This is a genomic window from Streptomyces sp. SS7 (assembly GCF_037993025.1).
Classification (GTDB): Bacteria; Actinomycetota; Actinomycetes; order Streptomycetales; family Streptomycetaceae; genus Streptomyces.
Genome location: NZ_CP141223.1, coordinates 9,003,445 through 9,028,741, shown reverse-complemented (window position 1 = coordinate 9,028,741; position 25,297 = coordinate 9,003,445). Strand labels below are relative to the sequence as shown.

Annotated in this window: 20 protein-coding genes; 10 read left to right on the top strand and 10 right to left on the bottom strand. The window is 74.5% G+C overall.

Annotation, left to right across the window (positions count from 1 at the left end; all coding sequences use genetic code 11):
- Positions 1 to 36: 36 nt before the first annotated feature.
- Positions 37 to 1,404, bottom strand: a complete 1,368-nt coding sequence (locus tag U5640_RS40675) for a TerD family protein (protein WP_340385625.1) — start codon at positions 1,402 to 1,404, stop codon at positions 37 to 39.
- 295 nt (positions 1,405 to 1,699) lie between these two features.
- On the opposite strand from U5640_RS40675, the gene U5640_RS40670 reads away from it, so the two are divergent.
- The 4 genes from U5640_RS40670 (at position 1,700) to U5640_RS40655 (ending at position 6,353) form a co-directional block, all read left to right on the top strand.
- Positions 1,700 to 2,140 (top strand): DUF6643 family protein, encoded by a 441-nt coding sequence (locus tag U5640_RS40670; RefSeq protein ID WP_340384243.1) that lies wholly within the window; start codon positions 1,700 to 1,702, stop codon positions 2,138 to 2,140.
- 41 nt (positions 2,141 to 2,181) lie between these two features.
- Positions 2,182 to 3,006, top strand: a complete 825-nt coding sequence (locus U5640_RS40665) for an MOSC N-terminal beta barrel domain-containing protein (protein ID WP_340384242.1) — start codon at positions 2,182 to 2,184, stop codon at positions 3,004 to 3,006.
- A 181-nt stretch (positions 3,007 to 3,187) separates the two neighbouring features.
- Positions 3,188 to 3,793 (top strand): hypothetical protein, encoded by a 606-nt coding sequence (locus U5640_RS40660; protein ID WP_340384241.1) that lies wholly within the window; start codon positions 3,188 to 3,190, stop codon positions 3,791 to 3,793.
- A 115-nt stretch (positions 3,794 to 3,908) separates the two neighbouring features.
- Positions 3,909 to 6,353 (top strand): right-handed parallel beta-helix repeat-containing protein, encoded by a 2,445-nt coding sequence (locus tag U5640_RS40655; protein ID WP_340384240.1) that lies wholly within the window; start codon positions 3,909 to 3,911, stop codon positions 6,351 to 6,353.
- Between the two features lie 9 nt (positions 6,354 to 6,362).
- On the opposite strand, the gene U5640_RS40650 is transcribed toward U5640_RS40655, so the two are convergent.
- A complete protein-coding gene (locus U5640_RS40650; RefSeq protein WP_340385624.1) occupies positions 6,363 to 8,711 on the bottom strand; it encodes a hypothetical protein in 2,349 nt (782 codons plus the stop codon).
- A gap of 353 nt (positions 8,712 to 9,064) precedes the next feature.
- Between U5640_RS40650 and U5640_RS40645 the strand changes: the two genes are divergently transcribed.
- Positions 9,065 to 9,895 (top strand): DeoR/GlpR family DNA-binding transcription regulator, encoded by an 831-nt coding sequence (locus tag U5640_RS40645; protein ID WP_067256867.1) that lies wholly within the window; start codon positions 9,065 to 9,067, stop codon positions 9,893 to 9,895.
- A 52-nt stretch (positions 9,896 to 9,947) separates the two neighbouring features.
- The gene (locus tag U5640_RS40640) at positions 9,948 to 10,424 is read left to right on the top strand and encodes an SRPBCC family protein (RefSeq protein WP_340384239.1); all 477 of its coding nucleotides are present in this window, start codon (positions 9,948 to 9,950) and stop codon (positions 10,422 to 10,424) included.
- Positions 10,425 to 10,439: 15 nt separating this feature from the next.
- Here the strand turns inward: U5640_RS40640 and U5640_RS40635 are convergent, their stop codons facing one another.
- The gene (locus U5640_RS40635; RefSeq protein WP_340384238.1) at positions 10,440 to 11,564 is read right to left on the bottom strand and encodes a PLP-dependent cysteine synthase family protein; all 1,125 of its coding nucleotides are present in this window, start codon (positions 11,562 to 11,564) and stop codon (positions 10,440 to 10,442) included.
- A 367-nt stretch (positions 11,565 to 11,931) separates the two neighbouring features.
- On the opposite strand from U5640_RS40635, the gene U5640_RS40630 reads away from it, so the two are divergent.
- Positions 11,932 to 12,255 (top strand): hypothetical protein, encoded by a 324-nt coding sequence (locus U5640_RS40630; RefSeq protein ID WP_055634135.1) that lies wholly within the window; start codon positions 11,932 to 11,934, stop codon positions 12,253 to 12,255.
- Between the two features lie 208 nt (positions 12,256 to 12,463).
- Positions 12,464 to 13,003: an ATP-binding protein gene (locus tag U5640_RS40625; protein ID WP_340384237.1), complete on the top strand. Its 540-nt coding sequence runs from the start codon at positions 12,464 to 12,466 to the stop codon at positions 13,001 to 13,003.
- A 40-nt stretch (positions 13,004 to 13,043) separates the two neighbouring features.
- Here the strand turns inward: U5640_RS40625 and U5640_RS40620 are convergent, their stop codons facing one another.
- Genes U5640_RS40620 through U5640_RS40610 form a run of 3 tightly spaced genes read right to left on the bottom strand, consistent with a single transcriptional unit; the run spans position 13,044 to position 16,620 of the window.
- On the bottom strand, positions 13,044 to 15,605 hold the full coding sequence (locus U5640_RS40620) for an FtsX-like permease family protein (protein ID WP_340384236.1): 2,562 nt from the start codon (positions 15,603 to 15,605) through the stop codon (positions 13,044 to 13,046).
- Complete coding sequence (locus U5640_RS40615; protein WP_340384235.1) at positions 15,602 to 16,351, bottom strand: ABC transporter ATP-binding protein; 750 nt, start codon at positions 16,349 to 16,351, stop codon at positions 15,602 to 15,604. Before U5640_RS40615 ends, U5640_RS40620 begins: the two co-directional genes overlap by 4 nt.
- The gene (locus tag U5640_RS40610) at positions 16,348 to 16,620 is read right to left on the bottom strand and encodes an SHOCT domain-containing protein (RefSeq protein WP_340384234.1); all 273 of its coding nucleotides are present in this window, start codon (positions 16,618 to 16,620) and stop codon (positions 16,348 to 16,350) included. Before U5640_RS40610 ends, U5640_RS40615 begins: the two co-directional genes overlap by 4 nt.
- A gap of 293 nt (positions 16,621 to 16,913) precedes the next feature.
- Here U5640_RS40610 and U5640_RS40605 point away from each other — a divergent pair, with 293 nt between their 5' ends.
- Positions 16,914 to 17,099 carry a DUF1272 domain-containing protein gene (locus U5640_RS40605; RefSeq protein WP_340385623.1) on the top strand — a complete coding sequence of 62 codons (186 nt, stop codon included), beginning with the start codon at positions 16,914 to 16,916 and terminating at the stop codon, positions 17,097 to 17,099.
- Positions 17,100 to 17,193: 94 nt separating this feature from the next.
- Here U5640_RS40605 and U5640_RS40600 read toward each other — a convergent pair whose 3' ends face one another.
- From U5640_RS40600 to U5640_RS40590, 3 genes are all read right to left on the bottom strand, one after another.
- On the bottom strand, positions 17,194 to 18,084 hold the full coding sequence (locus tag U5640_RS40600; RefSeq protein ID WP_340384233.1) for an NAD(P)-dependent oxidoreductase: 891 nt from the start codon (positions 18,082 to 18,084) through the stop codon (positions 17,194 to 17,196).
- A gap of 864 nt (positions 18,085 to 18,948) precedes the next feature.
- Complete coding sequence (locus tag U5640_RS40595; RefSeq protein WP_340384232.1) at positions 18,949 to 20,193, bottom strand: ROK family protein; 1,245 nt, start codon at positions 20,191 to 20,193, stop codon at positions 18,949 to 18,951.
- 27 nt (positions 20,194 to 20,220) lie between these two features.
- On the bottom strand, positions 20,221 to 20,892 hold the full coding sequence (locus U5640_RS40590) for an alpha-ketoglutarate-dependent dioxygenase AlkB (RefSeq protein WP_340384231.1): 672 nt from the start codon (positions 20,890 to 20,892) through the stop codon (positions 20,221 to 20,223).
- A gap of 78 nt (positions 20,893 to 20,970) precedes the next feature.
- Between U5640_RS40590 and U5640_RS40585 the strand changes: the two genes are divergently transcribed.
- Positions 20,971 to 22,107: a methyltransferase gene (locus U5640_RS40585; protein ID WP_340385622.1), complete on the top strand. Its 1,137-nt coding sequence runs from the start codon at positions 20,971 to 20,973 to the stop codon at positions 22,105 to 22,107.
- A gap of 435 nt (positions 22,108 to 22,542) precedes the next feature.
- Here the strand turns inward: U5640_RS40585 and U5640_RS40580 are convergent, their stop codons facing one another.
- Positions 22,543 to 24,891 carry an MFS transporter gene (locus U5640_RS40580; protein WP_340384230.1) on the bottom strand — a complete coding sequence of 783 codons (2,349 nt, stop codon included), beginning with the start codon at positions 24,889 to 24,891 and terminating at the stop codon, positions 22,543 to 22,545.
- Positions 24,892 to 25,297 lie beyond the last annotated feature (406 nt).

Below are 25,297 nucleotides of genomic sequence, written 5' to 3'. Positions count from 1 at the left end.
CCGTCCCGAAGGGGCTGCCAAGGGGCTCCGAAGGGGCTATTTGCGGCCAGGTGTCCAGTTCATGCCCCAGTTGTAGACGCGGTCGACGGTCCGCTGCGGGCTGACCCCTCGGTCGGGCACGAGGTAGCGGGCCTCGCGCCGGACGATCAGGTCGCCGCCCTGTTGCGTGATCAGCGCGAGCGCGCACACGGTCGAGGGGACGGTGCACTCGTCGAGGGCGAAGTCGACCGGGGCGCCGAACTGGGGCTGCAGCGTGACCGTCGCATGCAGGTCCGCGAAGGAGCGGGCCCCTTCGTAGATGGTGACGAAGACGAGGATGCGCCGGAAGTCGTTCCTGTGGTCGAGGTTGATGGTGAGGTTCTCGCCGTCGGCGACGGCTCCGGTGCGGTCGTCGCCGTCGAGGTGGATGTACGGCGGCTGGTGCAGCGCTCCGAAGGCGTTGCCGAGGGCCTGCACGACACCCTTGCGGCCGTCGGTCAGCTCGAACAGGGCGCACAGGTCGAGGTCGAGGTCGTTGTGCAGGGCGACGGCCCGGCCGCGCTTGCTGCCCCAGCCCGAGAACTGCCTGCGCACCTCCCAGTTGAGGTTGACGCGCATGACCCCCGAGGTTCCGCCCTGTTTGCTGAGCGACACGGCGGGGGCGGCCTTGGTGAGCGTCACCTTGGTCAGCCGGACGGGGGCGGCGGGCGGGGCGGGCGGGGGCGGCGGTGTCCGGTGGACGGGCGGGGGCACGGTGACCGGCAGCGCGGGCAGGGTCGGCTGGACGGACGGGGGCGGCGGGGGCGTGGCCGTGAGCGGCGGGGACGGCGGCTGAGGAGGGGACCAGGGCTGAGGCGTGGACGGAGGCCGGGGCGTGGTCGGGGGCTGGGGCGGGGCCGCGTGCTGCGGCTCGTCGACGGTGATGCCGAAGTCCGTGGCCAGTCCCTCCAGGCCGGTCGCGTACCCCTGCCCGACGGCACGGAACTTCCAGGCACCCTGGCGGCGGTAGAACTCGCCCAGCACGAAGGCGGTCTCGACCGTGGCGCCGGTGCTGTCGAACCGTGCGGCGACGGTGCCCCGCGCCGCGTCCCGCACCTCGATGTAGAGGTCGGGCAGGCCCGCGAAGCTGCCGCCGTCGGCGGACGCGGCCAGCACGACGGTCTCGATCGAGGGCTCCACGCGCGCGAGGTCGACGAGCAGGGTGTCGGTCACCCGGCCGCCGGCCGTGCTCTTGCCCTCGTGGCGGACCGCGCCCGAGGAGTGGGCCGGCTGGTTGTAGAAGACGAAGTCGGCGTCGGACCGCACCTTTCCGCCCACCAGCAGCAGGGCCGAGGCGTCCGCGTCGGGCACCCCGGGCCCCGAGCGCCAGCCCAGCTCGACCCGTAGCGCCGTGGTCGGCACCGGGGTGTTGGAACCCTTCGGCATCGACATGTCCGCCCCCTCGACCTCCGCTGCGCCGGGCCGTGTGCCGGCGCTTCTCGTCTGTCTACCCCGTCAACTTATTCGGCGGGACGGCGCAGGCCCAGGAAAGGCACGGGAACGGCCCCGCCCGACCCGCCGGTAACCCGCCCGGAACTCGGCTTTTACACGATCAGGGGCGCACCTGGCGCCCCTTTTTCCCATGTTCGCTCGCATTGGGGCTCCGAGGGCACTGCCGACACGGAAATCAACCCTCTTATCGGTCTCCCCAACCAGCACATCGTGGGCTTAACTTATGGCCATGACCTCCCCCCGCTCCACCTATGGCGGCTACTACTCCGCCTTCCCGGACACCCCGATCTACGACTCGCTCGTGGCCGAGCGAGGCACCCCGCAGATCGCCCCGATCCGGGTCCCCGCCGCCTACGACACGCCGAGCAGCAGCAACCTGCCCGCGCTGCCGTCGGCACTGCCCGCCCTCCCGGCGGGCCCGTCGCAGGCGTCGTACGGCTACCCGCAGGCGCAGCAGCCCTCGCCGCTGCAGCAGGCGCCCGCGGCGTACATCCCGCCGCAGGCCGCCGCGCCCCGTGGCTACCCGGGTCCGCAGATGCCGCAGATGGCCCAGCAGCCCATCCCGGCCGCGCCCGGGATGGGCTACGAGGCCATGCGCCCCGCCGCTCCCCGGCCGGCCGCGCCGCAGTACCAGGACCCGTACAACAACCAGCAGTACCGCGGCTACTGATCCGCCCCGGGGTCGCCCCGCCCGCCCGGCAGGATGACCTCATGCGGAACGCGCACCTGCTGTCCATCCATCGTTATCCGGTCAAGGCATGCCGGGGCCAGGCGCCCCGGGAGGCCGTCGTGGAGCCCTGGGGGCTGGCCGGAGACCGACGCTGGGCGCTGATCGACGACGGGGGAAAGGTCGTCACGCAACGTCAGCAGCCGCGCCTGGCCACGGTCGTCGCCGCACTCGTGCCCGGCGGCGGCGTCCGGCTGTCCGCGCCCGGCCTGGAGCCACTGACCGTGGCGGTGCCCGAGCCGATGGACCGGGTCACGCTGGAGATCTTCCGGGACAAGGTGGAGGGGGTCCTCGCCGACGCCGAGGCGCATGCCTGGTGCAGCGCGTATCTCGGCGTCGGCGTCCGCCTGGTCCACATGGACGATCCCGCGACCGGTCGGCCCGTCGATCCCGCGTACGCGTGGCCCGGCGAGACCGTCGGCTTCGCCGACGGCTATCCGCTGCTCCTCACCACGGCCGCCTCGCTCGACGCCCTCAACACGCTGATCGCCGAGGGCGACCACGCCGCCGAGGGCCCGCTGCCGATGAACCGTTTCCGGCCGAACCTGGTCGTGTCGGGCACCGCCCCCTGGGCCGAGGACGGCTGGTCACGGGTCGAGATCGGCGAGGTCGCCTTCCGGGTCGCCAAATTCTGCGGACGGTGTGTCGTCACCACCACCGACCAGAGCACCGCCGGGCGCGGCCGGGAACCCCTGCACTCCCTCGGCCGGCACCGCCGGATCGACGGCAAGCTCGTCTTCGGGCAGAACCTGGTCCCGCTCGGCCGTGGCACGGTCCGGATCGGCGACCCGGTCCGGGTGACCGGCTGAATCCGGCCGCGTTCCGCACCGCCTCGACCGCGGGAACCTCCACCGGGTGCCGACGCGTTGGGCTTTCGTGAGAAGTCCATGAGAGGTCCCGGGCGTGGGTGATTTCGCTCTCTCTCCGCCCGGGTCCCCACGTGGACGGCTCCGGCGGGGGTCATCACGGAGCGGGAAGGGGGTGCGGACGGTGCGAGCGATCGGTGGGATCTGGCGCTGGCGGCACAATCCGCTGTGCCGCGGGACGGATCTGGTCGAGGCCTGGCTGGCGCTGTCGGCGCTGCTGCTGGTCCTGCTCGTGGCGCCCGTCGTGGGCTCCCTGATCGGCGCGGTCGCCCAGGACTCCCTGCAACAGGCGGTCCGAGAGCAGCGCCAGGGCAGGCACGAGATCACGGCCACGGTGGTGCGCAGGGAGGGCTCCTCGCCACTGGAGGCCGATCCCGAGGCCGCTTCCGGACGGGAGGCACGCAGCCGGGTCCTCGCCGACTGGACCGCCCCGGACGGCACCCACCGGCACGGCACCGTGCTGGCCGCCCTGAAGACCCCGCACCGGGGCGACCACTTCGGGATATGGACGGACACGCACGGCACCCTCGTGGCCCGGCCGCTGGACTCCGCCACCGCGACGACACACGCGGTGCTGGCCGGATTCGGCGCGTCCCTGCTGACCGCCGGCGCGGTGGAGGGCGGCAGACGGCTGATCCTCTGGCGCATGGTCCGCCGCCGGTACGCCCGCTGGGACCAGGAGTGGGACCGCGCGGGCCCGGACTGGGGCCGTACAGGTACCGGTAGCTGACGCCGTTCGGTCAGTGGTCAACCCACCGCCCGCGCGCACGCTACGGTGGTCCGGCCGGATGATGCATGATTCGGCATCAAACCCGCGTACGACGAGGTGGGGGCACAGCAACGCCATGGCACAGGGCACGGTCCAGGTGACGCACACCGGCACATCGAGGTGGCGCCGCCGCACGGGTGAGTACGCATCGCTCGCCGCCGCCCTGGAGGCCGCGGCCGAGGGCGACGTCCTCACCATCGCTCCCGGAACCTACCGGGAGAACCTCGTCGTGCAGCGGTCGGTGACCCTGCGCGGCCCCGAGGGCTCGCCCGGCTCCGTACGGATCGCACCCGTCGACGGGGTGCCGCTGACCCTGTGCGCGTCGGCGGTGGTACAGGACCTGCACGTGGAGGGCCAGGACGCGGCCGCCCCCGCGGTCCTCGTCGAGGAGGGCACGCCGGAGCTGCTCGACGTGCGGATCGTCACGCGGTCCGCCGCCGGCATCGAGGTACGCGGCAACGCCCGTCCCACGGTGCGCCGGTGCACGGTCGACAACCCGGCCGGCATCGGGATCGCCGTGGTCGACGGCGGCGGCGGCGTCTTCGAGGAGTGCGAGGTCGTCGCGGCCGGGCAGGCGGGCGTCCTGGTCCGCGGGGGCGCGCACCCCCGTCTCGAGCGCTCCCGGATTCATCACGCCTCCGGTACCGGTGTGAGTGTCACCGGGGACAACTCCGGTCTGGAAGCGGTGGGTTGCGAGATCTACGAGGTCCGGGGCAGCGGGGTGCAGGTCACCGCCCGGGCCACCGCGCACCTCACCGACTGCGCCGTGCACCGCACCACCGCCGACGGCGTCACGCTCGACACGGACGCGGTGCTGACGCTGGCCGACTGCCGGATCCACGACATCCCGGAGAACGCGATCGACCTCAGGTCGCGCTCCGTGCTGACGCTGACCCGCACGACGGTGCGTCAGTTCGGCCGCAACGGACTGTCGGTGTGGGACCCGGGCACCCGGGTCGACGCCAACCAGTGCGAGATCTTCGACAGCACCGGCGACTACCCGGCCGTCTGGGTCAGCGACGGCGCGACCGCCGTCCTCGACTCCTGCCGGGTGCACGACGTGCCGGACGCGCTGTTCGTCCTCGACCGCGGTTCGCGCGCGGACGTCATCGACAGCGATCTGGCGCAGGTGCGCAACACGGCCGTGTCGGTGAGCGACGGAGCGACGGCCCAGCTCGACGACTGCCGGATCCGGGAGGCCGCGACCGGCGCCTGGTTCCGCGACCACGGCAGCGGCGGCACCCTCAACAACTGCACGGTGGACGGCGTCCAGACCGGGGTGATCGTCACCAAGGGCGCCGACCCCACGGTGGAGCGCTGCACGGTCACCTCCCCCGCCGAGGCCGGCTTCTACGTCTCCGCCGGGGGCCGGGGCAGCTTCCTGAACTGCCGGGTCACCGACAGCGGGGGCTACGGCTTCCATGTGATAGACGGCTGCCGGGCGACCCTGCGCAGATGCCGTACGGAGCGCTGCGCGCGCGGGGGGTACGAGTTCGCGGAGACCGGGGCCGACGGGGCGCCCGGTGCGGGAGCCGTGGTCGAGGACTGCACCAGCGACGAGAGCGCCGGGCTGCGGACCGCGGCGAGCCGGGAGACGGCCGTGCAGACGACCTCCGCCGCGGTGGGTCTGCTCGGTCCGATCCCCGAGCAGCGGGTGACCGTGCCGGAGCCGCTGGCGGCGTCGGCCGAGGCCGGGACGGAGGTGCCGGTGCGGACCTCCCTGGACGTGCTGGGCGAGCTCGACGCACTGGTGGGCCTGGAGAGTGTCAAGCGCGAGGTGCGGGCGCTGACGGACATGATCGAGGTGGGCCGGCGTCGGCAGCGGGCGGGCCTGAAGGCCGCCTCGGTCAAGCGCCACCTGGTGTTCACGGGCTCCCCCGGCACCGGCAAGACGACGGTCGCGCGCCTGTACGGCGAGATCCTCGCGGCCCTGGAGGTGCTGGAGAAGGGCCATCTCGTCGAGGTGTCCCGGGTCGACCTCGTCGGCGAGCACATCGGCTCCACCGCCATCCGTACGCAGGAGGCGTTCCAGCGGGCGCACGGCGGGGTGCTGTTCATCGACGAGGCGTACGCGCTCTCGCCGGAGGACGCGGGCCGGGACTTCGGCAAGGAGGCCATCGACACGCTCGTGAAGCTGATGGAGGACCACCGGGACTCCGTGGTGGTGATCGTGGCGGGCTACACGGCCGAGATGGAGCGGTTCCTGACGGTCAACCCGGGGGTGGCGTCCCGGTTCTCACGGACCATCACCTTCGGCGACTACGGCCCGGACGAGCTGCTGCGGATCGTGGAGCAGCAGGCGGAGGAGCATGAGTACCGGCTGGCGCCGGGCAGCGCCGAGGCCCTGCTGAAGTACTTCACCGAGATCCCCAAGGGCGCCGCCTTCGGCAACGGGCGTACGGCCCGCCAGACGTTCGAGGCGATGGTGGAGCGGCACGCGAGCCGGGTCGCCCAGCTCGCCGAGCCGAGCACGGACGACCTGACCCTGCTGTTCGTGGAGGACCTGCCCGAGCTGCCCTGACCCGGGCTCTCAGGCGCGCTGCCCGGGCAGTTCCGGGCTCAGCCGGGCCAGCAGGCGGGCGCGCTCCTCGGCGAAGGCCGGGTCCGCCTGGTAGTCGGAGTGGCCGAGGACGGGCGCGGGCAGCGGGTGCTCGGCGGTGCGGCCGTACGCCAGGGGGTCCGCGAGGGGCGCGCGGTCCACCTCGGGGCCGCAGTCGTCGCCGGTCAGCCGTACCGGGCCGCCGATGGGGTCGGTGAGCCGGTACAGGTTGCGCCAGCAGTCGATGTCCCGGTGCAGGGCGGCGAGCGCGGCCGGGCCGAAGTGGGCCGGGAACCAGCGGCCGTAGAGGCGCTCGATCGGGGAGCCGTAGGTCAGCAGGGCGACCCGTCTGCGGTCGGACGGTTTCAGCTGCCAGGCGGCGGCCGCGGCGAGGACGCTGCCCTGGGAGTGCCCGGAGATGACGAGCCGGCCGCCGGTCGCGCGGGTCCAGCCGGTCATCCGCCAGGTGAGGTCGGGCACCGCGCGCTCGGCGTAGCAGGGCGGCGCGAAGGGGTGGGCGGCGCGCGGCCAGAAGGTGCCCACGTCCCACAGGATGCCGATGGTGCGCCGTGCGGCGGCGTCCTTGTAGGCGCGCCGCCCCCAGGTGACGAACAGGAGGCAGCCGAAGCCGATCAGCCAGGAGCCGAGCGCCTGGGCCGCCTGGGCGGCGCCGTGGACGAGGGGGCCCGCCGCCGCCGTGGCCCGGACCGGGGTCTCACCGCTCACGGAGGCCCCGACGAGGGCGCCCGCGCCGAGGAGCAGGGTCGAGGTGGCGGTCACGGCGACGAGGAGGGGCCCGCGGTCGGTGAGCGCGGCCATCGAACGGGTGCGGGCGATGCGGCGGGTGCGGGCCGGGTCGCCGGGGTCGGCCCGGTACTCCCGGACCACCGCGGCCCGCTCGGCCCGGGTGAGCTGCCAGGTCCGCCGCCCGAGCAGGGCGCACAGCACCGCCAGGACGGCGAGCAGCACGGGGATCACGGACGCCTGCCAGGTCAGCAGCACCGGCGGACCGTCGATCGAGGTCCCGGTCCCGTCCAGCCAGTCCGCGACCCGCTGTGCCACCCCGCCGGACATCACCCCGCCCAGCGCACAGGCCAGCATCACGACGGCGGGCCCGCCCAGCCCCCGCAGCGCGGACCGCTGACCGTCCCCCGGCCGGGCCGCGGCGGCCGTACCCGTCGGGTCCGGCGGGGCGGATTCACCGGCGGCCTCTGCCTGGGGAGCCCGGGGAGGTACCGCGACCGCGGCGCCCCTTCCCTGGCCCGTGCGGTCCGGCCGGCCCCGGTGCAGGGCGCGGGCGACGGCGGCCAGGGTGAGGACGAGGGTGCCCTGGGCCAGGGTGAGGGCGCCGAAGGCCGTGTCACCGGCCAGGCGGCCGGAGGAGTGCCAGTGCGGGCGGCTCCAGGCGGCGTAGAGCAGGGTGAGGGCGAGGAGGGCGAGGGCGGTGAGGGGGAGGCGGTGCACGAGGTGGGCGTCGAGGGTGCGGTCGAGGCGGTTCTCGCTGCGGCCGCGCCGGCAGACCACCCAGACCACGGCGAGCGCTCCGGCAGCCAGGGACACCTCCAGCAGTCGGCCGAGCGCGTCCAGGACGGCGGGGCCGCCGGGCCGGTGGTCCTCGCGGGCCGCGGCCGTGCCGACGGCCGCGGCCACCGTGAGCAGCCCCGCCGCCGTGTGCGCGGCGCGCAGTCGGGCGACGAGACGGCGGCCGTACCAGAAGCCGGGGCGGCTCAGCGCCGTGTGGACGGGGCCGTGCTCCGGCTCGGGAACGCGGTCGAGCGGTTCCTGGGATTCGTACGCCCGCCAGGTGCGGTGGGAGAGGTACCACAGGAGGCCGGTCAGGGCGGTCGGGACGAGGGCCGCGAGGGCGAGGCGGCGGCCCGGCGTGCTCCACCAGCCGCCGTGCGGGCCGCCGGGGGACAGAAAGCCCAGCCAGGAGTGGCGGGCGGCGCACGCGCCGGTGCCGGCGCACTGCCAGGCGGTGAGGTCGAGGGCGACCTCGCAGGCGGCGGCGACGAGGAGGACCGTCAGGCTGAGGCCGGCGAGCCGGACGAGCAGGCCGTAGAGGCGGACCGCGCGGGTGCCCTCGCGGGCCGCGGGGCGCATCCAGTGGGCGAGGTTGACCACCATGAACGGCAGCAGTAACAGCCACAGCGCACGGGTGCCGTTGCCGGAGGTCAGGTTGGACCAGACGTACGCCTCCGGGACCGGCCGCCCGTCGGGTCCGCCGGAGGGCGCGTTGGCGTCGGCCGCGGGGGCGTCCGCGTCGGCGTCCTCGGCGCGGCGGTAGACCGCCGCCGTCTCGTCGCCGGTGATCCGCACCGTGCGCGGATCGTTCAGCATCTTCTCGGGCGTGGCGCCGCCCACGCCGTGGACCAGGAGTTCCAGGGCCGCTCTGCCCGTCGAGGCGCCTTCCACCGTTCGCACTCCCCCCTGACACGCCGCTTTCCTGTGTTCGTGCGGGCACAGGATCTCCGCTCCGGAGGGCGTCCACACCCCGGTACACCGAATGTCCCCGATCCGAGCGACACGGGAACTTCACCGCCCTGGCTGGCATGCACACGTCGGGGTGCTGGCACGGTCGGGGTCCTGTCGTGCGAGGATGGGACGCCCGCGCACCCGGGACCGGTGAGAATCCTCTCGTCGCAGCAGGTGAGCGGGCCTGTCGAACCGTCGAGGAAAGGACCGGAGCGTACGTGAGCGAGAATCAGAACCTCCTCGCGGAGCAGCGCCGCTCCCTCATCCTGGACGAGGTGCGCCGCCGGGGCGGCGTCCGTGTCAACGAGCTGACCCGCAAGCTCGGCGTGTCGGACATGACGGTCCGCCGCGACCTGGACGCGCTGGCCCGGCAGGGTGTGCTGGAGAAGGTGCACGGCGGGGCGGTCCCGGTGGTGGAGGCGAGCACGCACGAGCCCGGCTTCGAGGCGAAGTCGGGGCTGGAGCTGACCGCCAAGGAGGACATCGCGCGGGCCGCCGCGGAGCTGGTCGCGCCGGGGAGCGCGATCGCGCTGTCGGGCGGTACGACGACCTATGCGCTGGCCCACCAGCTGCTCGAGGTGCCGGACCTGACCGTGGTGACGAACTCGGTGCGGGTGGCCGACGTCTTCCACGTGGCGCAGCGCACCTCGGGCCCCCGGCAGGGCGCGGCGACGGTGGTGCTGACCGGTGGGGTGCGCACGCCGTCCGACTCGCTGGTGGGGCCGGTGGCGGACCAGGCCATCGCGGCGCTCCACTTCGATCTGCTGTTCCTCGGGGTGCACGGGATATCCACCGAGGCGGGGCTGTCCACGCCGAACCTGGCGGAGGCCGAGACCAACCGGCGCCTGGTGCACTCGGCGCGCCGGGTCGTGGTGGTCGCCGACCACACCAAGTGGGGCGTGGTGGGGCTGAGTTCGTTCGCGGCCCTGGAGCAGGTCGACACCCTGGTCACGGACGGCGGGCTGCCGGGCGCGGCACGCGCGGAGATCTCCGAGCATCTGCGGCGGCTGGTGGTCGCCGGTGAGAACGGCGCGGGGGAAGACATCTGACGGGGTGACGGCTAGGGTGGCGGCTCCGTCGACCGAGGGGGTCCGTGTCGCCATGGTCCGTCGTCTGCGTCCCGAGGGCCTCGACTTCGTCGGGGCCGCTCCCGTCCGGCTGGGCTTCACCCGTGACCTGTCCGTCGCGCCGGAACGGGTCTTCCATGCGCTGGCCTCGGACGTCTCCGGCTGGGCCGCGTGGTTCCCGGCGGTCTCCTCGGTCGAGCCGCTGGACGAGGGGGCCGGACGGGACGTACGGCTGTGGGGTGGCACGCGGTTCAGGGAGACGGTCCTCGCGGCGAAGGAGCCCGAGCTGTACGCCTACCGGGTGGACCTCACCAACGCGCCGGGGGTGCGGGCGCTGGTCGAGGAGTGGCGGCTGGCGCCGGCCGGGGCGGGGACCCGGGTGCGGTGGACGTTCGCCGCGGACGGGCCCGTGCCGGTGCGGGGTGCGCTGCGGCTGGCGGGCCCGGGGCTCGGGCTGTCGTTCCGGGATGCGATGGGCCGGCTGGAACGGCGGCTCGCGGCGGGTTCGTAGCGCGGCGGACCCGGCTCATTCCGGCCAGACGCCGGTCGCCAGGAGCGACTCGATGGCCGCCGTGTAGGGCGCGATGTCCAGACCTTGTGCCGCCAGCCAGGTGTCGGAGTAGTACTTGTCGAGGTAGCGGTCGCCGGGGTCGCACAGCAGGGTGACCACACTGCCGCGCCGGCCGTCGGCGACCATCTCGGCGACGATCTTGAGCGCGCTCCACAGTCCGGTGCCCGTGGAGCCGCCCGCCTTGCGGCCGATGACCTGCTCCAGCGCCCGTACGGCGGCGACGCTGGCCGCGTCCGGGACCTTCATCATGCGGTCGATGGCACCCGGGACGAAGCTCGGCTCCATCCGGGGCCGCCCGATGCCCTCGATGCGGGAGCCGCAGTCGTAGGTGACGTCCGGGTCGCCGGTGGTCCAGCCCTCGAAGAAGCAGGAGTTCTCGGGGTCGGCGACGCAGATGCGGGTGTCGCGCTGGGTGTAGTGGACGTACCGGGCGATGGTCGCGGAGGTGCCGCCGGTGCCGGCCGTGGCGACGATCCAGGCCGGTTCGGGAAACCGCTCCGACTCCAGCTGGCGGAAGACGGATTCGGCGATGTTGTTGTTCCCCCGCCAGTCGGTGGCCCGCTCGGCGTAGGTGAACTGGTCCATGTAGTGGCCGCCGGTGTCCGCCGCGAGGCGGGCCGACTCCTCGTACATGGTGCGCGGGTCGTCGACGAAGTGGCAGCCGCCGCCGTGGAACTCGATGAGGCGGATCTTCTCGGCGCTCGTGGTGCGGGGCATGACGGCGATGAAGGGCACGCCGATGAGCTTGGCGAAGTACGCCTCGGAGACGGCGGTGGAGCCGCTGGACGCCTCGATCACCGGGCGGTCCGGCCGGATCCAGCCATTGCACAGGCCGTACAGGAACAGCGAGCGGGCGAGGCGGTGTTTGAGGCTGCCGGTGGGGTGGGTGGACTCGTCCTTGAGGTACAGGTCGACGCCCCAGTCGGCAGGGAGGGGGAAGTGGAGGAGATGGGTGTCGGCCGAGCGCTGGGCGTCGGCCTGCACCTTTCGGACGGCCTCTTTCAGCCAGTCGCGGTAGAAGGCGTCGCTGTGGTCGACGTCGAGGGTGGCGCCGGTCCTGGTCTGCTGGGGGGTGGTCACGGCAGGAGCTCCTTACACGCATCGCGCCGACGGGCGCCCGAGGCGGCCGGCACACCGATCATAGGCACCTTCCGTACCGCTTCTCACCTGCATAAACACCCCTTTGGGAACCTCAAAGGCGGCCTGGGACGGCAGTGCGGGCGCACAGGGGGGCGCATTCACGCGAGTGCTCCTGAAGGGCGAGGTCGGCGGGGCGTACGCACTGGTGCTCGACGCCGGGCGCGGGCAGACTGCACCCGGCGGGGCGCGGCTCCCGGTCAGGGCGTACGCCCCTGGGCGCGGCGCGGGTCCCGGACGGGGGCGCACACTGGATCACGGAGGCGACGAGTTCACTCACGCGAGGACGACCGCAAGGGGGCGGGAAGGCATGGCGGAGCCGGAGTTCACGGCGACGGGCGTGCGGATCGGGAAGAGACTGCGTTCGCTCACCCGGGCCGGGCAGGTCCGGATCAGCGGCGGCAGGCTGGAGTTGCTCACCAGTTACGGCAGCGAGATCGACAGCGCGCCGGTGCAGGCGGTCCGCGCCTCCCGGCCCTGGTTCGCCCCGGAGGACCGGGCGCTGGCCGACCTCAACGGCAACCGGTACCTGCTGACCCTCGGCGAGCACGACCCCGCGCCGGGTGAGCCGGGGCCGCCCGCGGCCCGCCGGTTCATCGAGGCCGTACGGAAGGCGGCGGGTCACTCCCGCTGAGGCGAGGCAGCCGAGCAGCCCCGGGCCGTGCGAGTTGCGCCGCGGGATCCCCTGAGTCACGCTGTTCTCACGTCACTCTGGGTTTACCGGCGATAACGCTGCGAACCAGCCCGCCGGCCACCGCAGCAGGCGGCCGCCTCGCGCAGCAGCTCTGCTCCATCGATCCGAACTCCGTGTTCTTCCGGACCTCAGTCGGGGAGTCGCAGCCGTGATCAGCAACCCAAGCAGGCACTGCACGGTGGAGCTCCAAGCCCTGCCGTCGCGGATCGGCCAGGTCCGCAGAATCGTATCGGCGCAGTTGCGCTACTGGCATCTGGATCCCCTCATAGACCGGGCCGCGCTCGGTGTGACGGAGCTGTTGACCAACGTCCACCTGCACGCCCGGCCCGACAAGACGTGTGTCGTGGAGATGGAGCTGCTGCTGGACCGGCTCACCGTCTCCGTCCGCGACCACGATCCGCGGCTGCCGGTTCCGGCGGACGTCCCGGAGAGCGGGACCCTCACCACCTGCGGGCGCGGGCTCGCCATGGTGGCCGCGATGAGCGAGAGCTGGGGCGCCCGGCCCGACGGGGAGTCCGGCAAGGTGGTCTGGTTCACGCTGCCCGCGTCGGCCGTGGTGCCGGAGCGGTCGGCGCGCCCGCCGCGCCGTACGCCCCGGGAGCAGGTCGTGTCCCCGTTCCCCGAGGTGGTCGCGGTGGACGTCCACCGTGCCTCCCACGCTCCCGCCCGGTCCGCCGTCGTCGGCTGACCGGGCGGTGACCCGCCGTCACCGGGGGCCTCCCGTACGGTCATTCGGCGGCGACGGCCCGCAGCACGTCCAGGCGGGCCGCGCGCCGGGCCGGGCGCAGTCCGGCGAGGGCTCCGGCGGCGAGCCCCACGAGGGCGACGACGGCGAGCCGGGCGGGCGGCAGCGCGAAGGCGAACGCGCTGTCGCCCGCCCCGTCGGAGGCCCGCACCAGCACCCAGCCGAGGAAGGTGCCGAGCCCCAGGCCGCCCGCTGTGCCGAAGGCGGCGACCAGGACCGACTCCCAGCGGACCATGGCCCGCAGCTGGGACCGGGTCTGGCCGACGGCCCGCAGCAGGCCGAGTTCGCGGGTGCGTTCGTGGACCGACAGCGTCAGGGTGTTGGCGATGCCCAGGAGCGCGATCAGGACCGCGAGGGCGAGCAGGGCGTAGACGAGGGTGAGCATCATGTCGATGCCGCCGGCCGACGAGGCCGCGTACGCGTCGCGGGTCTGCACCTCGGGGTTGCCGTACCGCGCGGCGACCTGCTCGACGGCCGCCCTGCCCTGCGCGGTGCTCACGCCGTCCTCGAAGGAGACGGCGATCAGCGTGTCGGCGTCCTGGGTGCGGTGCGGGGCCCAGGCGGCGCGGGTGATGACGTAGTCGCCGACGAGTTCCGACTGCCCGTAGACCGCTCGGACGGTGAAGGTCCGCCGCTGTCCGTCGGTGAAGGCGAGCCGCGCCCGCTCGCCGACGCGCAGGCCCCGCCGTGCCGCCTCCGCGCGGGTGACGGCGAGTCCGTCGGTGCCCAGGGCGCGCAGGTCACCGCGTACGGTGCCCAGGTCGAAGGTACGGGCCAGGGCCACCGGGTCGGTCACGGTCAACGCACGTCCCTCGCCGTCGACTTCGGCGACTCCGCGGCCCAGCCCGACGGCGGTTTCGACCTCGGGGAGCGCGCCGATCGCGGGGGCCAGCCGCGGGCTCAGGCCGCTGCCGCCCGCCCCGAAGGACGGGGTGCTGACGGCCACGTCGCCCGCGAAGGACCGGGAGACGGTCTGGTCCGTCGTGGCCTTCAGCGACGCCCCGAACACGGTGAACAGGGACACCACGGCCACGCCGATCATCAGGGCGCTCGCGGTGGCGGCCGTCCGCTCCGGACTGCGCAGGGCGTTGCGCCGGGCGAGGGCTCCGGTGACGCCGCGCAGCGGGCCCAGGGGGCTGCCGAGGACGCGTACCGCCGTGCCGGAGGCGACCGGGCCGAGGACGACGAAGGCGACCAGGGCGAGGACGGCGCCCAGGCCGGCCGTCCGGACGGAGGGGGAGACGAGGACGCCGGTCAGCGTCGCGGCGAGAGCCAGGGCCAGCAGTGACGCGCCGAGGACGGCGCGCGGCCGGGAGGCGCCGGAGGTGTCGACGGCGCTCTCGCGCAGCGCGGCCAGCGGGGCGGTGCGTCCGGCGCGCACGGCGGGCAGCAGGGCGGAGCCCAGGCAGACCAGGACGCCGACCGCGAGGGGGAGGCCCAGCGACAGGCCACTGATCACCAGATCGCCCTCGGGGAAGGGGAACCCGATGGCCGGGAACAGTGCCTGGAGTCCGGCCGCGATCCCGATGCCGCCGGCCAGTCCGGCCGCGGAGGCCGTCATGCCGACGGCGCTCGCCTCGGCGAGCCCGGCCGCGGTGACCTGGCGGCGGGAGGCACCGAGGGCACGCAACAGGGCGTTCTCCCGTGTGCGTTGGGCGACGACGATCGCGAAGGTGTTGTGGATGGAGAACGTCGCGACGAGCAGGGCGACTCCGGAGAAGACCAGCAGGAAGGTCGTGAAGACCGTGAGGAACCGGCTGGCGATCATGTCGGCGTTCTCACGCGCCGCCTCCTGCCCGGTGATGGCCTCGACGCCCCGGGGAAGCACGGGAGTCAGCCGGTGGACCAGCTCCGCCTGGCTCACTCCGGACGCGGCGCGGACCACGATGCGCGTCGCCTGACCGGGCCGGGCGGTGAGGTACTTCTCGGCGTCGGCCCGGGTCATTCCGGTGTAGGTCACCTGGGCCATGCCGTCCTCGCCGCCGAAGGTGGCGAGCCCGACGATCGTCACCCGCACCGGGTCGGGGGTGCGCAGGACGGTCGTGTCTCCGATCCTCAGTCCGCCCCGCTCGGCGGTGCCGCGGTTGACGACGACCTCGCCGGACCGGGCCGGGACCCGGCCCTCGGCGAGCCGGTACGGATTGAGCTTCGGGTCGGCGATCCAGTTGCCGGCGAGGGTGGGCGGCCCCTGGCCCCCGATCGGCCTGCCGTCGGCGCCGAGGAGCTGGCCCGCGCCCTGGATGTCCGGGGCGGCGGCCGCCACCCCCGGCACCTTCGTCAGGGCCGCGACCAGGGAGGTGTCCACCGGCCGCCGTGCGCCCTGGCTCTCGCCGGGGGTGGTGAGGGCGTCGGCCCCGCGGACGACGGCGTCGGTGCCGGCGGTGGCGCTGCCGAACATCGAGTCGAAGCTCGCGCGCAGGGTGTCGCCCATGACGAGCGTTCCGGCGAGGAAGGCCACGCCGAGGAAGACCGCGAGGAAGGTGCCGGCGAACCGCCTCCCGTGAGCCGTGAGAGAGGTGAGACCGAGCCGCACGGACGCGTTCATGACGGCACCTCGAAGGCTTTCATGCGGTCCAGGACGCGGTCGGCGGTGGGGGCTTCCATCCGGTCGACGAGCCGTCCGTCGGCGAGGAAGACCACCTCGTCGGCGTGGGCGGCGGCCACCGGGTCGTGGGTGACCATGACGACGGTACGACCGGTGCGGCGCACGGTCCCGGCGAGGAGCCCGAGGACCTCTCCCCCGGTGCGCGAGTCGAGGTTGCCGGTGGGCTCGTCGGCGAAGACGACGTCGGGACGGCCGGCGAACGCCCGGGCCACGGCGACCCGTTGCTGCTGTCCGCCGGAGAGCTGCGCGGGCCGGTGGTGCAGCCGGTCACGCAGACCGACGGTGTCGACCAGCGCGTCGATCCACTCGGCCTCGCCCGTGGCACCCGCGAGGTCCAGCGGCAGCCGGATGTTCTCCTCGACGGTCAGGGTGGGGACGAGGTTGAACGACTGGAACACGAACCCGACCCGTTCACGGCGCAGCAGGGTGAGGCGGCGGTCGTCGAGGGCGCCCAGCTCGGTGTCGCCGATCCAGGCAGCGCCGGAGGTGAGCGTGTCCAGGCCCGCCGCGCAGTGCATCAGGGTGGACTTGCCCGAGCCCGACGGGCCCATGATCGCGGTGAAGCGTCCGGCCGGGAAGGCCACGCTCACCCCGTCCAGCGCCCGTACGGCGGTGTCACCGACGCCGTACACCTTGACGGCGTCGGTGACGCGGGCGGCCGTCGTGAGGGCGGTCGCGATGGTCACAGCGCGCCGCCCTTCCGGCCGAACTGCTCGTCCAGGACGGACAGTCGGCGCCAGTACTCGTCCTCGTCGATCTCGCCGGAGGCGAAGCGCCGGCCCAGGACGGCCAGCGGCGAGTCGCCGGTCGGCCGGTCGACCGGCCGCCACGGGCCGCGCCACACCGTGCGACGCAGCAGGGTGACGACGCCGGCCACGACGGCCGCCCAGATCAGCGGGAGGAACAGGATCCAGGGGCCGGGGCCGCCGCCGTCCCAGTTCGCCAGGGTGTACATCTCGGGTCATCTCCTCGGTGGGTTCCCGCCGGGGGCCTCGGTGGGGTTCCCCGGTGCTGCGACGCCTCGAGAATCCCGCTGGGAGGGGGCCCGGGTCGTCGTGCGGGCGGCGGCAGTGCGGGTACCTCCCGGGGAGTACGCGCCGGGCGCGGGACTGCTTCGGACGGAGCGGCGGAGCGGACGGGTGGCCCGATCATGTCGGTTCCTGACCTGCCGGGGCGCTGCCGGTCGCCGGACGGTCCGCGAGCATGGCCGGTGACGGAGAGACCCCGAGGATGAGGAGCGGCACGGTCATGGCCCTGGAGATGCGTGAGCGCTGCGAGCGCTGTACGACGGCTGCTCTGCCGCCCGACGGGCCGGCGCTGATCTGCTCCTACGAATGCACGTTCTGCGGGCCGTGCGGCGACGCGCTGGGGGGTGTCTGCCCCAACTGCGGCGGCGAGCTGGTGTCCCGGCCGCGCCGAGCCGCCGGGGTCTGACGGCCCGGGCCGCGGCGCGCGGGCGCCGCACGTGCCTCATGAGGGGCGGCGGCGTCCGGCGCGGTGACGGTGGCGGTGGCGGTGCTGTGCTGCCTCAGGCGGACGGCTTCTCGTCGAAGCTCGCGAAGTAGGCCGCCGCCATGTCCTCGTCGGCGTGTCCCTGCGCGGCCGCCCGCTCCAGGCGTTCCGCGCTCGCGGCCGCCACGTCGAGGCGGATGCCGCCCGCACGGCCGGCCTCGACGATCAGCCGGGCGTCCTTGGCCGCGGTGTCCACGGCGAACTGGGGCGGGGTGAGCCGCCCGTCGAGGATCATCCGGGCCTTGGCCCGCAGATAGCCCATGTCCAGCGGGCCGCCCTCGATCAGCCCGAAGAACGCCGCCGGGTCGACGTCGAGCGCCTGAGCGAGGGCGAGCACCTCGCCGGTCGCGGCGGTCGCGGCGAGGACCCAGCTGTTGGCGACCAGCTTCAGCCGGGTGGCGCTGCCCGCGCCGCCGTCCTCGCCGGTCCAGACGGTACGCGCGCCGACCGCGTCGAAGACGGACGCGACCGCGTCCCGGTGCGCGACCGGACCGGCCGCGAGGACCGTCAGCTGCCCGGCCTCGGCGGGCTGGCGGGTGCCCAGCACCGGTGCGTCGAAGAAGACGAGCCCGTGCTCCCTGGCGAAGGCGGCCAGGTCGCCGACGGCCGCGATGCCGGCGGTGGTCGACTGCACCCAGGCGGCGCCGGAGCGCAGGGCGGGAGCGGCCTCGCGCAGGACCTCCAGGGCGGAGGGACCGTCGTAGAGCATGGTCAGGACGACGTCCGCGTCCCGGACGGCCTCGGCGGGGGTGTCGGCGACGGTGACGCCGTCGGCGGCCAGCGGCTCGGCCTTGGCGCGGGTGCGGTTCCAGGCGCGGACGGGGTGTCCGGCGCGGACGAGGTTGCGGGCCATGGCGGCACCCATGATGCCGGTGCCGAGGACACTCACGGTGGTCTTGTGGCTCATGCCGTCAACCTACTTCGACGCGACGCTCCCACGGCCGTGCGACCGTGCGGCGGTGCCCGGTGACCACCCCCCGGCCGGGCGGACCGCGTCGACGCGGACGTCCGAGCGGGTGAGCGGTGCGCCCCGCTGCGCAGCGCTGCTGGACGGCCTTTGATCGCCGCCGTCATCGAACGGCCCCCCGGAGCCACCGGCCGACGGGCGCGACGGGCCGGGCGCGACGGGCCGGGCGGGCTGGGCCGGGCGGGCTGGGCAGACCCCGCGGGCTCGGCGGGGCTGGGCACGTCCCGGCAGTTCCGGCGGGGCTCGGCAGGCGGGAAGGGGCCCGGCACGCCGGGCGGGCTCGACGGGCTCGAAAGGCCCGTCGGGCTCGGCGGGCCCGGCTGGCCCGTCGGGCTCGGCAGACCCGGCAGACCCGGCAGGCCCGGCAGGCCCGGCAGGCCCGGCAGGCCCGGCAGCAGGGAGCGCTCGACGGACTCATCAGCAGGTCTCAACGGACTCGGCGAGACGCGCAGGCCCCCGTAGGCCCGGCGGGCTCGGCAAGTCCGGGCAGGTGCGGCGGGGCTCGGCAGCCGGGCGCGCTCGACGGACTCGGCAGGCCCGACCCCCTCGGCCAGCCGGGCGGACTTGAAGGCCCGGCGGACTCGGCAGGTCCCGACGGACTCGGCGAGACCCGCAGGCCCGGCGGTCTCGACAGGTCCGGACAGGCCCCGCAGGGCTCGGCAGCCGGGCGCGCTCGACGGACTCAGCAGGCCCCGCAGGCCCGGCAAGTCCCCGCACGCCCATCAGGCCCGGCAGGTCCCCGTGAGACGGACGAGCTGGGTACGAAGCGGCCGTGGCGTCTCGACGGACGTGAGCGGGAGCGGTTCAGGCCGCGCTCAGTGCGCCGAGGGGGTCGTCGAGCACCGGCTGCCAGGCCAGCTCGGCCGCTCCGACCAGGCTGTTGTGGTCGAGGGTGCAGGCCAGGATGGGGACGCCGCCGCTGCGGCCCCACAGGCTGCGGTCGGCGACGACGGCACGCAGCCGGTCGGGGTCGGCGTCGAGGAGGGTGCGGTGCAGGCCGCCGAGGATGATCCGGTCGGGGTTGAGGATGTTGACCAGGCCCGCGAGTCCGAGGCCGAGCCGGTCGATGAGGGCCTCGGCGGCCGTGCGGACGACCGGGTCGCCGTACTCCTCGCGGAGCAGCTCGTTGGCCTGGTGGAGCAGCGAGCCCTCGGGTCCGGGCTCGCGGCCGGCGGTCGTCAGGAGGGCCAGCGGGTCGGCCTCGACGTCGAGGCAGCCGCGGCCGCCGCAGTGGCAGGGGCGGCCCTCGGGGTTGACGGTGAGGTGCCCGACCTCCAGGGCGAGTCCCGAACTGCCCGTGTGCAGACGTCCGTCGAGGACGAGCGCGCCGCCGACGCCCCGGTGCCCGGTGGCCACGCACAGCAGGTCGCGGGCGCCGCGGCCGGCCCCGTGCCGGTGTTCGGCGAGGGCGGCGAGGTTGACGTCGTTGCCGACGAAGGCGGGGCCGGTGATCCCGGCGGCCCGGACGCGTTCGGCGAAGACCTCCCGCACCGGCGCCCCCACCGGCCAGGCCAGGTGCAGGGGGTTGAGAGCCAGGCCCTCCGGTTCGGTGACCGCCGACGGCACCGCGAGCCCGGCGCCCACGCACCGGCGGCCGGTCCGCCGCAGCAGTTCGGCACCGGCGTCCATGGCGGCGCCGAGCACCTTCGCCGGGTCGGCGTCCACGGTCTCGCAGCTGGGGGTGGTGGCGACGATCCGGCCGCCGAGGCCGACCAGCGCGGCCCGGAACCCGTCGGCGTGCACCTGGGCGGCCAGGGCGACCGGGCCCTCCTCGGCGAGTTCGAGCCGGTGCGAGGGCCGGCCCTGGGAACCGGCGGCGGCACCGGGCCGTGCGTCGACCCGGATCAGCCCGAGCGCCTCCAGTTCCGCGGCGACCGCGCCGGCCGTGGCGCGGGTGACGCCGAGTTCCGCGGTGAGCACCGACCGGGTGGGCGCCCGCCCGGTGTGCACGAGCTCCAACGCGGGCCCGAGCGCACCGCGCCCCCGGTCCAACCGCGCCCTGGAGGTGGTTCCTTCCCCCGCCGGCCGGGGGTCCGCGTCGCCGCTCATGAGGGGGAGTCTCCCATGATCCGTTCGTCAGCCGACGCCGGACGTCCGCGGGAAGCCGCTCACCCGGAGCGTGAGGTTCAGCCGTCCCGTCAGGCCCAGCCCCGCCGGTGCCGTGCCGGGCAGGACGCGCGGCACCCCGTGGTAGGCGAGCCGGGAGTCCCCGCCGAACACGAACAGGTCGCCGCTGCGCAGTTCCACGTCGGTCCAGGGCCGGGTGCGGGTCTCGGTGTTGCCGAAGCGGAACACACAGGTGTCGCCGAGGCTCAGGGACACCACGGGCGCGTCGGAGCGTTCGTCGGCGTCCCGGTGCAGTCCCATGCGGGCGTCGCCGTCGTAGAAGTTGATCAGCGCGATGTCGTACGGCGCAGCGGCCACCGCCCGGGGTCCGAGCGCGTCGGCCACCGCGCGCCGGCCCAGCTCACCGAGCCAGTCCGGGAACGGCTTCACCGGTGTGCCGTCCCCGTCGACGACCGTGCGGGCGTAGGCGTACGGGTACCAGTGCCAGCCCAGACAGACCTGGCGGGCGGTCATCGTGCCGCCGCCGGGCGTGCGGACCGTGCGCAGGCCGGCCGGGGGTCTCGCCCAGTCGCGGCAGGCTTCGAGGAGGTCAGCCTGCCGGCCCGCGTCGAGCCAGTCGGGCACGTGCACCGCGCCGGGCGCGATCCGGGCCCGCTGCCGGGGAAACAGCTCGCCGTCCATGCGGCCATCCTCCCCCACCGCACCGCCACCGGGCCTGAGCTGCGGCTGGGCTAGCCTTGGGGCACCATGAACGACCGTATGACGACGCCGTGGGGCGAGGTCGCCCTGGCCCGCTTCCCCGAGGATCCGCGCGACCGGCTGCGTGCCTGGGACGCCTCCGACGCGTATCTGCTGCGGTATCTCGCGCAGCGGGACGTGCCCCTGACCGGCACGGTCGTGGTGCTGGGCGACCGCTGGGGCGCGCTCGTCACGGCGCTCGCGGCGCACCACCCGGTGCAGATCACCGACTCCTGGCTGGGGCAGGAGGCGACCCGGGCGAACCTGGCGCGTGCGGGTGCAGGGCCCGGCACGGTGCGGCTGCTCACCACCCAGGACCCGGTGCCCGAGCGGATCGACCTGCTCCTCGTCAGGGTGCCGAAGAGCCTGGCGCTGCTGGAGGACCAGTTGCTGCGGCTCGCGCCCGCCGTCCACCCGGGCACGGTCGTGATCGGCACCGGCATGGTCAAGGAGATCCACACCTCCACCCTGAGGCTGTTCGAGCGGATCCTCGGCCCGACCACGACCTCGCTGGCCGAGCAGAAGGCGCGGCTGATCTTCTGCACCCCGGATGCGTCGCTGTCCCGCCCCGCGAACCCGTGGCCTTACCTCTACGACCTTCCCGACGGCCTCGGACCGCTCTCGGGCCGCCCGGTCGTCAACCACGCGGGGGTCTTCTGCGCCGATCGGCTGGACATCGGCACCAGGTTCTTCCTGCGGCACCTGCCGGGCACCGACGGCAGGGACAGGGTCGTGGACCTCGGCTGCGGCAACGGGATCGTGGGGACGGCGGTGGCGCTGGCCGACCCGCGGACGGAAGTACTGTTCACCGACGAGTCGTTCCAGGCGGTGGCCTCTGCGGAGGCGACCTTCAAGGCCAACGGGGTGCCGGGCCACGCCGAGTTCCGCGTCGGGGACGGGCTGACCGGGGTGCCGGACGGCAGTGTGGACGTCGTCCTGAACAATCCGCCGTTCCACTCCCACCAGGCGACCACCGACGCGACGGCCCGCCGGATGTTCACGGGTGCCCGGCGGGTGCTGCGGCCGGGCGGGGAGCTGTGGGTGGTGGGCAACCGGCATCTGGGCTACCACGTGACGCTGAAGCGGCTGTTCGGGAACTGCCGGCTGGTGGCCGGGGACCCGAAGTTCGTGGTGCTGAAGGCGGTCAGGCGCGGATGAACAGGCGCAGGGTCCGCTTCACGGTCCGGGCCGTCGCCTCCCGGCCCGCCGCCGGGTAGCGGCGCGGTCGACGACGGCCGGATCGGTGTCCGGGAACGCCCGGCTCGCGCCCGTCGGGGCCTGGTCGAGCACGATGCCGATGTCGGCCTCGCCCCGGTGATCGCGCCTGCCACGGCAGCCGTGAGCTGCCGCCGGGGAGGCCGGACGGACCGTGCGGAAGCAAGCGGTACGTCGACCGCCTCGGAGAGCCGCGCCGGCCGGGGCGTGGTCGAGGGCGCGGTGCGGGTGGTCATCGCGTGCCCGCTGCCGACGCCGACGGCCGGGGTCGGGGTCGGGGTCGGGGCGACCGCGGCCACCGCTGTGCTGGCGGCGGTCGGTGAAGGACCGGCACCCGAGTGGGGCGGATGCCGGTCCGCTCGTGAGGCGGCGCCGGGGCTACTCGCCCGCGTGGGCGAGTTCGATGTCGTGGTCGTCCACGTCACCGCCGCCGAGACTGACCCCGCTCGCACGGGCCGGGTAGCCGGTCGCGATCACCGTGTACGGGCCGCCGTCCAGATCGCAGAAGGCGTACGTGCCGTCGCCGCCCGTCGTCGTGGAGGCGACGACGTTCCCGGCGGCATCCACCAGTGTCACCCGGGCGTCGCCGAGCGGGGCGCCCGCGCCGCGTACCGTGCCCCGGACCTGCGCGCCGAACCGCAGTGCGAGGTCGACCCGGGTGATGCCGGTGCCGCCGATCTCCACGGGCAGCGCCAGGGGCCGGTGCTTGGGCGAGCTGACGGCGACGGTCACCGGCCCGGGCACCAGATCCGCCACCGCGAACTCGCCCAAGCCGTCGGTCCGCACGCTGGCCAGCACATCCCCGCGCACATCGGTGACGACCACCACCGCCTCGGCGACCGGAGCACCGCTCTCGGCCGAGCGCACCGCTCCGGCGAGCCCACTGCTGCCGACGAGGAGGACGTCGTACGTCACCGGCGCCGCCCCCGCCACGACGGTCGTCGCCTGCGGTTGATGGCCGTCCGCAGCGGTGACCAGTACGTACGTCCCCTCCCCCGGCGCCTGGAGGGTGTAGGAGCCGTCGTCCGCGGTGACCGCGCGGCCCAGTTGCCGTCCGCCCAGCGAGATCAGGGTCAGCGCCGCCCCGGCGACCGGGGTGCCCTCCGCGCCTCTCACCTGTCCGCGCACGGGGTGCGCGCCGACGCCCGGCTCGCCGTCGTCGAGGCCCGGCACCGTGGCGACCACCTCGGCGACGGCACGGGCCAGCGGGACGGCGACGGCCGCGCCGACGGCCCGCTCGTCCGGCCCGGCGGGCTCCGCCGTCACCGCGTCCGGCTCCCGCGCCGAGCGGCGCTGCCCGGGGAGGAACGCGGCGACGAGCAGCGCCAGCGCCGCCGCCCCCGACCCCACGGCCATGACCACCTTGAAGCCGTTCTCGGACGGCAGGGCGCCGGTGCCGAAGGGGGTGGTCATCCGGGCCAGGATCACCCCGGCGACGGCACTCGCGGTGGAGGTGCCGATGGACCGCATCAGCGTGTTGAGGCTGTTCGCGGCGGCCGTCTCGGAAGGGTCCACCGCGCCCATGACGAGCGCGGGCATGGCGCCGTAGGCGAAGCCGATGCCGGCTCCGACGACGCAGGAGACCAGCACGAGCTGCCACACGGCGTCCATCAGCACGATGCCCAGTCCGTACCCCGCGGCCACGATCGCGGCGCCGATCATCAGGGTCGTCTTGGGGCCGCGTGCCGAGGAGACCAGCGCGGACAGCGGCGCGGTGGCCATCATGACCAGGCCGGTGGGGGCCATGACGAGACCGGCGGTCAGCAGCGACCTGCCCAGACCGTAGCCCGTCGCCTCAGGCAACTGGATCAGCTGGGGAAGGACCAGGGACATCGCGAACATGGAGAAGCCGAAGGCCAGGGAGGCCAGGTTGGTCAACAGCACCTGACGGCGGGCGGTGGCCCGCAGGTCCACCAGGGGCTCCGGGACCCGAAGTTGGAACAGGCCCCACAGGAGGAGTACGACGGCCGCCGCGCCGAAGAGGGCGAGCGTGGTGGCACTGCCCCAGCCCCAGTCGGCGCCCTTGGAGATGCCCAGCAGCAGACAGACCAGCCCGGCCGCCATGCCGACGGCGCCCACGACGTCGAAGCGGCCGCCGGCCCGCACCGGCGACTCCGGCACGCACAGCGGGACGAGCACGGCGGCGACCACGCCCAGCGCGGCGGAGGTCCAGAACAGCGCGTGCCAGTCGAAGTGGTCCGCGATCAGCGCGGCGGCGGGCAGTCCGAGGGCGCCGCCGACGCCGAGGGAGGCGCTCATCAGCGCGGTGGCCGGGGCGAGCCGCTCGGTGGGGAGTTCGTCGCGCATGATGCTGATGCCCAGCGGGACGACTCCGGAGGCGAGGCCCTGGAGCGCCCGGCCGACGATCACGGGGGCGAGGGTGTCGCCGAGGGCGGCCGTGACGGAACCGGCGACCAGCATGAACAGGCCGGCCAGCAGCATGCGGCGCTTGCCGTACATGTCGCCGAGCCGGCCCATGACGGGGGTGGCGACGGCGGCGGCGAGCAGGGTGGCGGTGACCGCCCAGGTCGCGTCCGAGGCCGACGCGTCGAGCAGCGTGGGCAGTTCGGGGACGATCGGGATGACCAGCGTCTGCATGAGCGAGACGACGATCCCGCCGAAGGCGAGCACCGCGACGACGAGACCCGGCCGCCGGGCGGCGGGCTCCCCCGTCCTCGCGGGTGTGGAGGCCCCCGCCCGGGCGGGCGCGGGATGCGTGGGGGACATGGTGGGGGCCTCCGTGGGGGGATGCGTTCCAGCACGAACTGCCCAGCATCGTAGGCCCAGTTGATTGACTCAACCAATCAGAAGGTTCGGTGTGCGGGCCGTGAAGATTCCGGACGGGCCGCCACGCCGTCCCCGCCCGGAATCACCCGGAATCGCCCGCGGCCGCTAGGGGGTGTTTCGAAAGTCCTGTGCGGTGCCCGCGGTGTCCGGTGCGTGCTCTGGGGGTCCCCCCGGCCGAAGGCTGGGGGAGTGCCGGACGAAAGCCCTCGTACTGGACGTACTTGGGGTTTCGGCCGGTGCGGCGAGTGGGGGTGCCCCCTCCGGGGGAGCGTGCCGGGCGCCGCGGGTGCTGTGCGGGACTTCGGCAACACCCCATAGTGCCGTGACCGGAAAGGTTCACCGGCTC